The sequence below is a fragment of the Dermacoccus sp. UBA1591 genome, assembly GCF_002322065.1.
GTDB classification, from domain to species: domain Bacteria; phylum Actinomycetota; class Actinomycetes; order Actinomycetales; family Dermatophilaceae; genus Dermacoccus; species Dermacoccus nishinomiyaensis.
Genome location: NZ_DCNR01000018.1, coordinates 51,550 through 64,331 on the forward strand (window position 1 = coordinate 51,550; position 12,782 = coordinate 64,331).

Annotated in this window: 11 protein-coding genes and 1 tRNA gene; 9 read left to right on the top strand and 3 right to left on the bottom strand. The window is 70.4% G+C overall.

The annotated features are described in order from the left end of the window. The 4 genes from B2284_RS01910 to crtI form a co-directional block, all read left to right on the top strand. On the top strand, positions 1-696 hold a 696-nt coding region (locus B2284_RS01910), incomplete at its 5' end, for an FAD-dependent oxidoreductase (RefSeq protein ID WP_349676083.1). Further along, positions 693-1,901 carry a polyprenyl synthetase family protein gene (locus B2284_RS01915; RefSeq protein ID WP_136788576.1) on the top strand — a complete coding sequence of 403 codons (1,209 nt, stop codon included), beginning with the start codon at positions 693-695 and terminating at the stop codon, positions 1,899-1,901. The genes B2284_RS01910 and B2284_RS01915, both read left to right, overlap by 4 nt. A 55-nt stretch (positions 1,902-1,956) precedes the next feature. Then, positions 1,957-2,676: an isopentenyl-diphosphate Delta-isomerase gene (idi, locus tag B2284_RS01920; RefSeq protein WP_240742519.1), complete on the top strand. Its 720-nt coding sequence runs from the start codon at positions 1,957-1,959 to the stop codon at positions 2,674-2,676. Further along, the gene (crtI, locus tag B2284_RS01925; protein WP_136788575.1) at positions 2,673-4,154 is read left to right on the top strand and encodes a phytoene desaturase family protein; all 1,482 of its coding nucleotides are present in this window, start codon (positions 2,673-2,675) and stop codon (positions 4,152-4,154) included. The genes idi and crtI overlap by 4 nt, the downstream gene beginning before the upstream one ends. A 20-nt stretch (positions 4,155-4,174) precedes the next feature. Here the strand turns inward: crtI and B2284_RS01930 are convergent, their stop codons facing one another. Then, positions 4,175-5,071, bottom strand: coding sequence for a diacylglycerol/lipid kinase family protein (locus B2284_RS01930; RefSeq protein ID WP_136788574.1), 897 nt, complete (start codon positions 5,069-5,071; stop codon positions 4,175-4,177). Then, positions 5,068-6,768: an FAD-binding oxidoreductase gene (locus tag B2284_RS01935; protein WP_286697109.1), complete on the bottom strand. Its 1,701-nt coding sequence runs from the start codon at positions 6,766-6,768 to the stop codon at positions 5,068-5,070. The genes B2284_RS01930 and B2284_RS01935 overlap by 4 nt, the downstream gene beginning before the upstream one ends. Before the next feature lie 103 nt (positions 6,769-6,871). Here B2284_RS01935 and B2284_RS01940 point away from each other — a divergent pair, with 103 nt between their 5' ends. The 4 genes from B2284_RS01940 (at position 6,872) to B2284_RS01955 (ending at position 10,684) form a co-directional block, all read left to right on the top strand. Next, positions 6,872-7,531 carry a TetR/AcrR family transcriptional regulator gene (locus tag B2284_RS01940; RefSeq protein ID WP_170957229.1) on the top strand — a complete coding sequence of 220 codons (660 nt, stop codon included), beginning with the start codon at positions 6,872-6,874 and terminating at the stop codon, positions 7,529-7,531. After that, positions 7,531-9,132: a glycerol-3-phosphate dehydrogenase/oxidase gene (locus B2284_RS01945; protein WP_240742518.1), complete on the top strand. Its 1,602-nt coding sequence runs from the start codon at positions 7,531-7,533 to the stop codon at positions 9,130-9,132. The genes B2284_RS01940 and B2284_RS01945 overlap by 1 nt, the downstream gene beginning before the upstream one ends. A gap of 84 nt (positions 9,133-9,216) precedes the next feature. After that, complete coding sequence (locus tag B2284_RS01950) at positions 9,217-10,182, top strand: DMT family transporter (RefSeq protein ID WP_136788571.1); 966 nt, start codon at positions 9,217-9,219, stop codon at positions 10,180-10,182. Positions 10,183-10,480: 298 nt separating this feature from the next. After that, entirely contained in the window at positions 10,481-10,684 is a 204-nt protein-coding gene (locus tag B2284_RS01955) for a cold-shock protein (RefSeq protein WP_006946709.1), read from the top strand. A 170-nt stretch (positions 10,685-10,854) separates the two neighbouring features. On the opposite strand, the gene B2284_RS01960 is transcribed toward B2284_RS01955, so the two are convergent. Continuing rightward, positions 10,855-12,273: an LCP family protein gene (locus B2284_RS01960; protein ID WP_160126172.1), complete on the bottom strand. Its 1,419-nt coding sequence runs from the start codon at positions 12,271-12,273 to the stop codon at positions 10,855-10,857. Between the two features lie 322 nt (positions 12,274-12,595). Here B2284_RS01960 and B2284_RS01965 point away from each other — a divergent pair. Then, a tRNA-Ser gene (locus B2284_RS01965) sits at positions 12,596-12,690 on the top strand. Positions 12,691-12,782 lie beyond the last annotated feature (92 nt).

The following is a 12,782-nucleotide window of genomic DNA, read 5'->3' on the forward strand; positions in this document are numbered from 1 at the left end:
CGTGACGTGCTGCAGCGTCTCGTCGACGGCACCGACCTCGGCGACGAGGCCTGGCGTGCGTCCGTGCTGACCGGGGAGATGGCGCCTCGTTTCATCGTGCAGCGACTGTGGTTCGACCGCCCCGTCGCGGCGGGCAGCGCGCCGTTCGTCGGCACGGCCGCGTACGGCCATCTCGACAACGTCTCGCTCGTCCACGACCTCGAGGACGGCGCCGCGCAGTGGGCCGAGCGGTGCGGCGGCAGCGTCGTCGAACTGCATGCTTACGCGGTGCCCGACGACGTCACCGATGACGAAGTGCTCGCCGACCTACGGCATCAGCTCGAGCGCCTGCACCCTGAGCTCACCGGGTGCGAGCCGGTGCACGAGGAGGTGCTCGTCGAGGCCGACTGCCCCCTCGCCGGTACGGACGAGTGGGCCGCGCGCCCGGGCGTCGTCACGCCGCAGCCGAAGCTCGTCCTCGCCGGTGACGGCGTGCGCTGCGAGCTGCCCGTCGCGCTCATGGAGCGGGCGGCGACGACCGGTTTCCAGGCCGCGAACGCGTTGCTGCGCCACTGGGGGTTGCCCGGGCACGAGCTGTGGAGCGTGCCGACGCGGGCGCGGTTCCCGCGCTCGCTGCGCGCCGCCCGTGCGGCGCTGCGCCTGCGCGAGCGTGGCCTCGCGACGGTAGGTCGCGATTCGTCAGGGCGTGGCCGATGAGCGGACGGCAGGACGACATCGCCCTCGACGCCGGACGTTTCGGGCGCGAAGGACTCGGGCTCGAGCGGCGCGCCGCGGGACGCTGCGACACCGAGAGTCGAGATGGAGGACGCCGCAGCGACGCGTGCCGTCTCACCGATGCCGCCAGCTTTCTCGACGCCGTGCAGGCGCGCTTGGCCGAGAGCCTTGCCTTCGCGGCCGACGCCGGCGGTGTGGTGACGGCCGGACTGCCCTCGTCAGCGCTGGTCGAGGCATCGTCGCTCGAGATGCTCGTGCGTGATCTTCTCGCAGCCGGCGGCAAACTCGTGCGGCCCCGGCTCGTCCGCCTCGGGTACCTCGCGGCGCGCGAGTGCACCAACCCCGACGACGACCCCGCGACCACCGACGCTGTCGTTCGCGTCGCTGCGGCGTTCGAGTTGTTGCACCTGTTCGGGTTGCTGCAGGACGACGTCATGGATGCCTCCGACACGCGACGCGGCGCTCCGACCGCGCACCGCCAGGTGAGAGCCGCCGCAGCTCAGCCCGACGGCCCCGACGCTGCGCGCCTCGGCGACAGCGTCGCCGTCCTCGCCGGTGATCTCGCGTTCGCGCTCGCGAACCGCCTCGTCCGCGCTCTGCCGGAGCACGTGGCCGACGCGTGGGATGCAGCGGTCGTCGAGCTCGTCACCGGGCAGCGGCTCGACCTCGTCTTCGCCGCCGAGGCACGCCTCGACGAGGTGAGCACACGCCGCGTCGCGCATGCCAAGTCGGGCGCGTACACGGTGCAGCGCCCCCTCGAGATCGGCGCGTTGCTCGCCGGCGAGAGCGCGCCACCGGCGTGGCTGAGCCGATTCGGCGCCGCGCTCGGTGAGGCGTTCGCGCTCGCCGACGACATCATCGGCCTGTGGGGCGAACCCGCCGTCACGGGCAAACCGGCGGGCGAGGATCTGCGCGAACGCAAGCCGACGACCGTCCTCGGCCTCGCCGACTCGGCCCTCGACGGCGAGCTGACGCGACGCCTGGCGCCGGGTCGCGAACCACTCGACGAGGCCGAGACACACACCTGGTTGCAGCGCCTCGACGCGGCGGGCGTGCGCGCGCAGGCCGTCGCCCGCATCGCCGATCGCCACGCTGATGCCCTCGATGCTCTCGCGGCGCTGCCGCAGGGCGCGGTGCGTGACGAACTCACGCGTTTCGCCGACGAACTGGCGGTGCGCGATGCGTGAACGTCGTCAGGATCATCCAGCACCTCACGCCGACGACTCGAAAGAAGCACCCCCGATGCGCGAGACGCCGATGATCGACGCGCCCGGCAAGCCAGCGGAAGCGACGTTCGGTGCCGCGCCCGCCGCTCCTACTACGGGTGTGCCGGCCGCGACCGACGACGTCGTCGTCCTGCTCGACGATGACGGCGCCGCGATCGGCACGTGCCCGCGCGCCGAGGTGCACACCCGTGACACGCCGCTGCATCGCGCCTTCTCGAGCTACCTGCTCGACGACGCGGGTCGCCTGCTGCTCACCCGTCGCGCGCTGACGAAGGTCGCGTGGCCGGGTGTGTGGACGAACACCTGTTGCGGGCATCCGCGCCCCGACGAACCCACGCAGGACGCGGTGAGCCGGCGCGTGCGTGAAGAGCTCGGGCTGGATGTGACGCAGTTGCGCGTCGTCCTGCCGAGCTACCGTTACCGCGCGGTCGACGCGTCCGGCATCGTCGAGCACGAGATCTGCCCGGTGCTGGTGGGGCGCATCGACCCGGCGCAGCTCGAACCGCACCCCGACGAGGCATGCGAGTGGGCCTGGGTCGCCTGGCCCGACGCGGTCCACCTCGCGCGTCGCACTCCGGCGCTGCTCAGCCCGTGGGCAGCCGAGCAGATCGTGCTGCTCGCCGAGCAGCTGGGGGAGAACGGCCTCTCGCCGCTCGCGCTCCCGCACGATGAGACCGCGCACGAGCACACGCAGCACGAAGAACACGAACCCCTCGATGAGAAGGATCTCGCATGAGTCGCGTCGTCGTCATCGGAGCCGGCCTCGCCGGCCTGGCCGCAGCCTGTCATCTGCGCGGCGCCGGGCACGACGTCGTCATCGTCGAGAAGCAGGCGCAGGCGGGTGGGCGCGGTATCCGCCTCGAGCGGGACGGGTTCACGTTCGACACCGGCCCGACCGTCCTGACGATGATCGACCTCGTCGACGAAGCCCTCGCGCAGATCGGCGTGGGCGTGCACGATGTGCTCGACCTGACGCTGCTCGACCCCGCCTACCGCGCCTGCTACGCGGACGGTTCGACGATCTTCGTCCGCCACGGCCACGAGGCGATGCGCGAGGAGATCGCGCGCGAGTGCGGCGCGAAGGACGCAGCGGCGTTCGACGACTTCGTCGCGTGGCTGCGGCGGCTCTACGAGGTCGAGATGCCGCACTTCATCGACGCGAACTTCGACTCACCCCTCGACCTGCTACGCAACCCGGCTGCAGCCGCGCGGCTCGTGAGGCTCGGCGGGTTCCGTCACCTCGGGCCCGTCATCCGCGAGCGCTTCGACGACGAACGCCTGCACCGCATCTTCTCGTTCCAGGCGATGTATGCAGGTCTCGCGCCGGAGAAGGCGCTCGCGCTGTACGCCGTCATCACGTACATGGACTCGATCGAGGGTGTCTGGTTCCCGGCCGGCGGCATGCGCGAGGTGCCCGAGGCGATGGCGCGTGCGCTCGGGCGCACAGGCGTCGAACAGCGCTACGACACGACGGTGACGCGCATCCTCACCCGCGCTGACGGCGCCGTCGCCGGGGTCGAGATGTCCGGCCCGAGTGGTGACGAGCACCTGCCGTGTGACGCGATCGTCTGCACGACCGACCTGCCCATCGCCTACCGCACGCTGCTCGACGACCTCGAACCGCCGGCCGTCCTGAAGCGTGCGACGTACTCGCCGTCCGCGGTCGTCTGGCACCTCGGGGTCGAGGGTGTGCCGAGCGACGCCGCGCACCACAACATCCACTTCGGCACGGCGTGGGAGGAGTCGTTCGACGATCTGCTCGTGCGCGGCACGCGGATGCAGGACCCGTCGCGGCTCGTCACCATTCCGTCTCGTGACGACGCCACCGCCGCGCCGGAGGGTTGTTCGACGTTGTACGTCCTCGAGCCCGCACCCAACCTCGACGTCGGGCGTGTCGACTGGGCGGCCGAGCGGCCGCGCATGAAGGAGGAACTGCTCGCTTTCCTCGATGACGCCGGCTACCCGACGACGATCGTCACCGACGAGTTCGTCGATCCCACCGACTGGCAGGCGCAGGGTATGGCCGCGGGAACGCCGTTCGCGCTCAGCCACACGTTCCTGCAGACCGGCCCGTTCCGCCCGCCGAACGTCGAACGCCGCCGCCCCGGCGTATTCTTCGCCGGTTCCGGCACCGTGCCGGGTGTCGGCGTGCCGATGGTGCTCGTCAGCGGCAAGCTCGCCGCGGCGCGCGTCGAGGCCTACGTCGGGCGCTGACGGCTCGACGCTCAGGCGTCTCAGGGCGCCGGCACGAGGACGCGCAGGGCGTCGGGCAGCGCACGGAACGTCGTCGGCGACGCCTCGAGCAGGTCGCCGTCGGCATAGACATCCCCGACGTGGGGCGTGATGACGCGGATCTCGCGTCCGCGCAGCGCTCGAACACGTACCCCGTCGACATGGGTGCCGCGAAACAGGCGCGGCAGCATCGCCGGGTAGTGCCAGCGTGGGATGTCGGTGACCACGGTGACGTCGAGCAACCCGTCGCTCATCGACGCGTCGGGGTTGACGCGCATCCCGGCGCCGAATCGCCCCGAGTTGCCGATCGCGACGTTCCACCCGGTGAACTCGTGCGTCACCCCGTCGACGACGAGCGTCAACGGTCGCGGCCGCGCGTGCACGAGCGTTCGAGCGCCGCCGTAGGCGTAGACGAGCGAACTCGGCACCGCGCGCGGAGCGTCGTTGGCGTACGTGTTCGCCATCGAGTCGTAGCCGAGCGTCGCCACGCCGAGGAAGACCGTGGCGGTCGACGGGTCGCCGTCGCCGGCCAGTCCGACGTCGAGGCGGCGTTCGCGCGCTACGGCGAGCAGCTGCGCGGCGCGTCGCACGTCGCCCGGGCCCCCGAGCGCGCGGACGAGGTCGTGCCCACGCCCCGCGGGCAACGGCGCCATGAGGCAGCCGCTGACGACGGCGCCCGCGGCCACCCGCCCGTAGAGCCCGTCGCCGCCGAGCGTGACGAGCAGGTCGTCGACGCTCGCGTCGGCGGCGACCTGCGACGCGTGGTCCGCGGACCGCGTGACCACGACGTCGACGCGCCAACCGTGCGCGCGCAGGATGTCCGTCACCGGATCGATCATGCGCAGCGTCGCACCCTTGCGCGCAGCCGGGTTGACGACCAGGGTGACGGGCCGCGTCATGACGCCCCGGCCTCGCACGCGTCGGGGGCGTCGTCGACCGGCGGAACGAGCTTGCCGGGGTTGAGGATTCCGGCCGGGTCGAGCTCGTTCTTCACCGCGCGCAGGATGCGCGCGCCGAGCTCGCCCATCTCGTCAGCGGCCCAGGCGCGGTGGTCGGTGCCGACGGCGTGGTGGTGCGTGATCGTGCCACCGTGTGCCGCGATGACGTCGCTCGCGGCCGTCTTGACGCGGCGCCACTGGGCGAGCGGGTCGCTCTCCTCGCGGCAGAAGAACGTGTAGTAGAGCGAGGCGCCGCCGTCGTAGAGGTGCGAGACGTGGCACTGGACGACGGCGTGCGGGCCGATCTCGGCGCTGATCGCATCGCGCACCGCGCGGTAGAGCGTCGGCAGGTTCGCCCACGTCGTCGCCGTCTCGAGCGTCTCGACGAAGATGCCGCGATCCATGAGGTGGTCGCGCTGGTAGGGCCCGCGGAAGCGGTGGCTGATCCAGTGCTCGGCGATCGACGCGGGCGCACGTCGCGCACCCGACGCGCGCAGCACGCGGTGCGCCTGTCGCCGGCGCCGACGCAGGGTGGTGCGGTCGGTGTCCTCCCAGCGCAGCACCCCGAGCGACGGCTCGCGGGCGCCGCGCGCGGCGAAGGTCGCCATCGCCGCGAGCCCTTGCGCCGACTGGGCCAGGATCGTGCGTGATTCCTCGCCGTCGGAGAGGCGGCTGACGTCCGGCATGACGCCGTGGCCGAGATCCTGCGCGAGCGCCCGGAACGCGTCGAACCCGTCGGTGAACGAGTCGAACGCCCAGGTCTCGTAAGCGAACTCGGTCGGTCCCTCGTGCAGCTGCAGCGTCATCTCGGTGATGACGCCGAGCGTGCCCTCGCTGCCGATGAGCACGTCGATGAGCTTCGGCCCGGCGGCCGTCGCCGAGCTGGGAGTCCGCCCGCCCAGCGTCAGCTCGCCCTCGGGCGTGGCGAGGGTGACGGCGACGACGTTCTGCTCGAACCGTCCGTACCCGGAGGACGCCTGCCCGGAGCTGCGCGTCACGAGATATCCGCCGAGCGTTGCCTGTTCGTAGCTCTGCGGGAAGTGTCCGAGCGTGAGTCCGCGCGGACGCAGCACGGCTTCGAGCTGGGCGCCGCGCAGCCCGGGCTGGAGCGTCGCGGTGCGCGACGTCTCGTCGATGCTGACAACGGCGTCGAGGCGCCGTAGGTCGAGACTGATGACGCTCGCGAACCGACCGCGCACGGGGTCGACACCGCCGACGACGCTCGTGCCACCGCCGAACGGGACGACGGCGATCTCACGCTGCGCGGCGAGGCGCAGCACCTCGACGACCTCGCTGCCGTCGGCGGGAAACACGACCGCGTCCGGCGCGTGACTGCCGTCGCCGGTGCGCAGCCGGTACAGATCGGGGTAGCTCTTGCCCCCGGCGTGCTCGATGCGCTCGCGTCGTTCGACGCTGACGTGCGCGTCGCCGACGAGTGTGCGCAGGGCGGCGAGGTCGTCGTCGTCGAGGGTGGAGGCGGGCAGCTCGACGTCGTCGAGCGCGACGGGCGGAGTGTCCTGCTCAGCCGGTTCGATGCCCCTGGCGAGCTTCAACCCGCGCCAGACGAGCGGGGAGAGTTCTTTCTTGAGCTGCGGGTCTCCCCAGCCGTGCCACACCGAGCGCGGGGCGGTCTCGACGAGGTTCGCGTCATCCTTCATGTCTCCATCATGCCGTGCGTGAGACACTGACTCACGATTTGTCTCAATGTTTCATCGTTTCGACGGGCCAATCGTGGCGGCGACCGCACAGCGAGGAGGACGCATGACGCAGGACGATGCAATCCTGGCCGCAGTGCGGGCGGAGGTCATCGCCTACGGTTTTCGCCGCGCGACGATGACGTCGGTGGCCCGCCGCGCAGGCATGAGTCGGGCCACCCTCTACCGACGTGGCGCGACGCTCGACGACCTCGTGCGCGAGGCCCTCGTCGCCGACTTCGCCGCCGCCGCAAGCGACGCGCTGCCCCAGGTTCCCGCGAACGAACCCGCGGGCGAACCCGCAAACGAACCAGCCGACGGCGAGGCGGGCGCCGTCACCCGCGACGTCATCGTCCGCGCCGCGATCACCACGCTCGAGGCGCTCTCGACGGAGTTCACGCAGGCGCTGATCGAGCACGACCCCGAACTGCTCCTGCCCTATCTCGTCGAACGCGTCGGGCGCAGCCAGCGCAGCATTCTCGACGCGTTGAGCGCCGCGATCGCCCTCGCGCAGCTCGATGGCTCGGTGCGCGATGCGCCGGCCGACGTCCTCGCGATGGGCGCGATGCAGGCGCTCATGCCCTACCTCGTCAGTCGTCGACCGCTCGAGCAGATCGCCCCTCGTCAGGTGTGGCTCGTCGAGGCGGCCCATCTGCTCGACAGGTACCTCGCGCCCAGCCCGGCAGCCTCTGACCACCGGACCACCCCCACGGAAGGCCGCTCCTGATGTCGACCGCCCCCTGCCACCCCGCCAGTGACCCCAGCGTGGGCAGCCTCAACCCCACCCAACGCGCTGCGGCACTGCACCGCCTCGCCCACGAGCGCTACGACGTCATCGTCGTCGGCGCCGGGGTGACGGGTGCCGGCGTGGCGCTCGACGCGGCGTCGCGCGGGCTGCGCACGGCGCTCGTCGAGCGCGTCGATCTGGCGGCAGGGACGAGTCGGTGGAGCAGCAAGCTCATCCATGGCGGCCTGCGCTATCTCGCAAAGGGTGACCTCGCCGTCGCCTACGAGTCGGCGCGCGAGCGTCATCACCTGATGACGAGCATCGCGCCGCATCTCGTGCGGCCGCTGCACACGGTGGTGCTCGACACCGGCATCGGTGAGGCGGCCGTCTCGAACCTCGGCATCACCCTCTCGGACGGGCTGCGCCGCGTCAGCCGCACGCCGTCGAATGTCCTCGCCGCGCCGCGCCGCATTCGGGTGCGTGACGTCGAGTCGCTCGTCCCTGGCGCAGTGCGCGGCCGCGCGGCGCTGCGCTACACCGACGGCCAGCTCGAGGACGACGCGCGCTTCGTGACGACCCTCGCGCGCACCGCCGCGGCGCACGGCGCCGACGTCGTGACGCGGTGTGCGGCGCGTCCGCTCGACTCTGAGTCCGTCGAGCTCACCGACGAGCTGACGGGGGAGTCGTTCGTCGCCCACGGCCACATCGTGCTCGCGACGGGGGTGTGGAGCGGCGAGCACGACGAGCGTCTCACCGTCACGCCCTCGCGTGGCTCGCACCTGGTCGTCCGGGCGAGCGCGGTGGGTGACCCTTCGGCGCAGCTCGTCGCACCGGTGCCCGGGCACTTTGGCCGCTACGTGTTCGCGATTCCGATCGCCGACGGGCTCGTCCTCATCGGGCTGACGGACGAGGCCGACCCGGACGCCGACCCGCTCGCGCCTTCCGTCCCGGACGAAGACGAGCAGTTCCTGCTCGCCACGATGAACGCCGTCCTGGCCCGTCCGCTGACGCGCGACGACGTCGTCGGGCGCTTCGCTGGTCTGCGACCGCTCGTGACGCGCGCCGACGCCTCGAGCGGGCAAGGCGCGACCGCCGACGCCTCGCGCAAGCACCTGCTCCTCGACGAGCCGGGCGCCCCGATCACCATCACGGGAGGAAAGTTCACGACGTATCGTCGCATGGCGCAGGACGCCGTCGACGCCGTCGCCCGGCGCGTCGGAGGCGTGATCGCATCGTGCCGAACGCGTGAGCTTCCGCTTCTCGGCGCAGCCCCGACTGACGTCCTCGCTCGCGTCGCGGCGCCCGAGCGGCTCGTGCGCCGCTACGGCACGTTGGCCCCGTCGGTGGCCGCGATCGCCGACGAATCGTCGTTCTACGCCGAGCGCGTCGTGCCCGGATCGTCGACGCTGGTCGCCGAGTTCGTCCACGCGGTGCGGCACGAGGGTGCCATGACGCTCGACGATCTCGTCGAGCGCCGCACGCGCCTGGCCTTCGTCGACGCAGACCTCGAGCCGGCTCGGGCCGTTGCGGCGGAGGTTCTGCGGCGCGAGATGGGTCTGGACACCTTCGCAGAACTCCCAGTCGTGCACCGCCGTGCCTGAACGTCCCTGACCGCCCTCGGCCAGTACCCTGAGGCCGGGAGGCCGATGCCGTGGCGTCCGACAACGTCGTCGCTCGGAGGTCGCATGCTGCTCGTCCTGCTGCTGGCTGTCGCCTCCAGTGCGTGTGCGGCGCTGTCGACGGTGTTCAAGCACCGCGCCGCACAGCATGCCGTGGAGCAGCCGGCGGCCGACGAGCGAGCAGACGGTGAGAAGCACCCCCGGCGCGGGTTGCGCGCCGCGGCAGTGGCCTGGGTCGCGAACCCGACGTTCGCCATCGCCATGGTGTTCGACGGGCTGTGCGTCGTCTTCCAGATCCTCGCCCTCAAGTACGGCAGCCTCTCGGTCGTGCAGCCGGTGCTGTGCATGTCGCTCGTCATCAGCCTCGGGCTCAACCACGTCATGCTGCGCACACGCCCGACACGTTCGGAGATCCTCCATTCGCTGACGCTCGTCGCCGGCCTCGTGATGTTCCTGCTCGTCTCCGACGCGATCTCCGCACACGGAGAGACGGCCATCGGTCGTCGCGTGCCCGCCATCATCCTCGCCGTCGTGGGCGGCCTGTTCGTCCTCGGCGCGGTGTTCGGCACGCGCTCGATGCGCCCGCGGATGCGTGCCCGGGCGCTCGCAGCGTCCGTCGCCATCGTCTACGCGACGACGGCCGGGTTGATGAAGTCGACGACGCAGATCTCACACCTCTTCGGTCTCGACGCGGTGCTGACGTCGTGGCAGCTGTGGGTGCTCATCGCGCTCGCTGCCTGTGGTCTGGCGCTCAACCAGGTGGCGTTCGCGGCGGCGCCTCTCAACGTCGTGCTGCCCGTCGTCGCCTCGCTCGATCCGCTGTTCAGCGTCCTCATCGGTGTCAGCGTCTACGGCGACCAACTGCGCGACACGCCCCTCGCCGTCGCCGGTGAGGTGGCCGGGCTCGCGCTGCTGCTGTACTCGGTCGCCAAGCTGAGCTCGGTGCGTGCCGCCCAGGGCGCGGCCGCCGAGGCCGAACTCGCGGCAGCGATGGACGGCGGCGCCACACCGCTGTCGATGCGCAACGAGTGACACCGGCGGCGCACACCTACCCGGCTCGATGCTCCGATGCGCGCTCGAGGTCCTGCTCGGGCTGGAAGTGACGCTCTCCGCCCACTGCTCCAGCTGCTGCGGGTCACCAACTGTTCACCTTCGCGGGACGCGTGGAATGAAGCCCGCGGGGCCGCTCGTGTTAGCGTGAGGGTGGTTGCTTTGCAGAACCCGGTTTTACCCCTGTTGTACATCACCTCAGGCGTTCACGGCATGCACATCAGCCTGAGCCTGCAAAAAGTGCAGGCTCAACGCAGAGAAACAGATTGAGGGATTTCCCATGGCACAGGGCACTGTGAAGTGGTTCAACGCTGAGAAGGGCTTCGGCTTCATCGAGCAGGACGGCGGCGGCGCCGACGTCTTCGTTCACTTCTCCGCCATCCAGACCAACGGCTACCGCTCGCTCGACGAGGGTCAGCGCGTCGAGTTCGAGATCACGCAGGGCGACAAGGGCCCGCAGGCCTCGAACGTCACGGCTGCCTGATCATCTGATCTCGTAGCGTTTTCGTACGAAGCCCCCAGCCGTTCGGCTGGGGGCTTCGTCGTGCGCCGACTCCGTCATGCTCGGGCGGGGCCCGTCACGCAGACGAGTGCGCCGCCCGTCCCTCGTGGGGTGGGCGGCGCAGCCGAGTCTGCGTTCAGTCGTGCGCACGATCAACAGGTGGCCGTGGTGTCGTCGATGGCCTGGTCGCTGCTCGACGAGCTGGTGCTCGCGCTGCTCGACGACGAGTTCGGGGCGGTCGACGACGAAGCGCTCGAGCTGGACTTCGGCTTCGGGGCCGGCGTCGAGCGATCCATGCCCTTCTTGATGAGGGCGCGCACCTTGTCGTAGTCGGGGTGGCTGTCGCTGATGACGGGGTAGGCGAGGTTGACGCTCTTCGTCTGGCCCTTCTTCATCGTGTTCGCGAGGTCGGCGAGGTCGGGCAGTTCGCTCTGCGGCAGGTCGAGCAGGATGTTCTCCTTGGCGACCTTCATGATCGAGGGGAACTGGTTGACCAGTGAGATGGGGTTGGTCTGGTCGATGAGTGCGTTGACCATGCAGCGCTGACGGCGCATGCGGTCGCCGTCGCCGGTCTCGACGCGGCTGCGTGAGTACCATAGGGCTTGCTGACCGTTCAGGTGTTGGCGTCCTTCGGGGATGCGGCCGGTGATCGAGCCGGGCACGATCGCGCCGCCCTCGATCTTGCCACCGATGGCGATGCCCCCGGGAGGGATCGTCATGTCGACGCCGCCCATGGCGTCGACGAGGTCCTGGAAGCCCTTGAGGTTGATGACGGTGGAGTAGTCGATCGGCATGCCGATGATCTCCTGCACGACGTCGCGCGTCGCGTTGAGGCCGGCGTACTGCTCACCGGGGAACAACTCCGGGTGCTGCGTGTCGGCTTCGCTCCACACCGCATCCATCCAACAGGGGTCGCCCGCACCACGTTCGGGGCAGTGGAAGCCGTTCGGGTAGAGCTTGTGCAGCGGGTTCGACTCGGGGAACGGGACGTAGTTCCAGTTGCGCGGGATGCTGATGAGGGTCGTGTCACCCGTGTGGGTGTCGATCGAGGCGACCATGAGCGAGTCCGTGCGGATGCCCGTGCGGTCGCTACCCGCGTCGGAACCGACGAGCATGAGGTTGACGCGGGCCTTCTTCTTGAACGCGTTCTCCTTGGTGGAGGCGGCGCCCTTGCCGTTCTTGATGAACATGGTGCCGAACGCGTCCTGCGTGACGGTGACGGTGCTGACGGCGCGCGCGAGCGGCATCGTCACGGCGAGGCACATGAGGGCGGTGAAGGCCTTGAACAGGATGTCGCCGCGGTGCGACCAGCCGTCGGTGTGCGTCGTGCGCGCGGTGAGAACGATCGACGTCAACCACAGCACGAGGGCAGCGGCCAGCGCGACGAGGGCGAGCTTGAGGCCGGTCGAGGTGAGGACGTTGGCGGCGCCGGTGAGGACGTTACCGCTCAGGAGGAAGATGCTGAGAGCGATGCCGGCGATGACGGCGATGAGCAGGAGGATGACGCCGACGGTGCGACGTTTCGTCCACATCAACCCGAGGCCGGGGACGAGGGTGCTCAGAAATGTCAACGACAGAGAGCGGCGTAGCGTCGCACGGCGGCGTTGACGCTCGCTCGAGCGGGTCACGTCGGACGGTGCGTGCGCACCGGATGGTTCGTGCTCCGCCTGCCTCGCCATCGTGGCCCTCTCTGTTGCGTGTGAGGGCACCGAAAGCTGCCCCTGACACTCCATCATGAGGGATGAAGGAGGAAATGTCTCAATCTGGTGACGAAGCTCGACGCCGGCCGAAGCCCAGGTGTGAGTCTCCTGTGTTGACGTGTCGGGGGGAGGCGGTTTGGTGTGGCGGGGCGGGTCGGATAACCTTTCAGGGCTGCAGCGAAAGCTGCGCGGAGGAGGCGTCGCCTAGTCCGGTCTATGGCGCCCGCCTGCTAAGCGGGTTTGGGGTTTATAGCCCCATCGAGGGTTCAAATCCCTCCGCCTCCGCCAGCGAGAGTGACGAGGGCCCCGCCGGGCGCGACAAAGTCGCCCCCGGCGGGGCCCTCGTCATTCTGAATGGGTACGGGGGATTTGAGGAGGAG

What these genes read in the sequence shown, in the direction of transcription:
- B2284_RS01915 (WP_136788576.1), top strand. Translation starts at nt 693, where the DNA reads ATGAGCGGACGGCAGGACGACATCGCCCTCGACGCCGGACGTTTCGGG.
- idi (WP_240742519.1), top strand. Translation starts at nt 1,957, where the DNA reads ATGCGCGAGACGCCGATGATCGACGCGCCCGGCAAGCCAGCGGAAGCG.
- crtI (WP_136788575.1), top strand. Translation starts at nt 2,673, where the DNA reads ATGAGTCGCGTCGTCGTCATCGGAGCCGGCCTCGCCGGCCTGGCCGCA.
- B2284_RS01930 (WP_136788574.1), bottom strand. Translation starts at nt 5,071, where the DNA reads ATGACGCGGCCCGTCACCCTGGTCGTCAACCCGGCTGCGCGCAAGGGT.
- B2284_RS01935 (WP_286697109.1), bottom strand. Translation starts at nt 6,768, where the DNA reads ATGAAGGATGACGCGAACCTCGTCGAGACCGCCCCGCGCTCGGTGTGG.
- B2284_RS01940 (WP_170957229.1), top strand. Translation starts at nt 6,872, where the DNA reads ATGACGCAGGACGATGCAATCCTGGCCGCAGTGCGGGCGGAGGTCATC.
- B2284_RS01945 (WP_240742518.1), top strand. Translation starts at nt 7,531, where the DNA reads ATGTCGACCGCCCCCTGCCACCCCGCCAGTGACCCCAGCGTGGGCAGC.
- B2284_RS01950 (WP_136788571.1), top strand. Translation starts at nt 9,217, where the DNA reads ATGCTGCTCGTCCTGCTGCTGGCTGTCGCCTCCAGTGCGTGTGCGGCG.
- B2284_RS01955 (WP_006946709.1), top strand. Translation starts at nt 10,481, where the DNA reads ATGGCACAGGGCACTGTGAAGTGGTTCAACGCTGAGAAGGGCTTCGGC.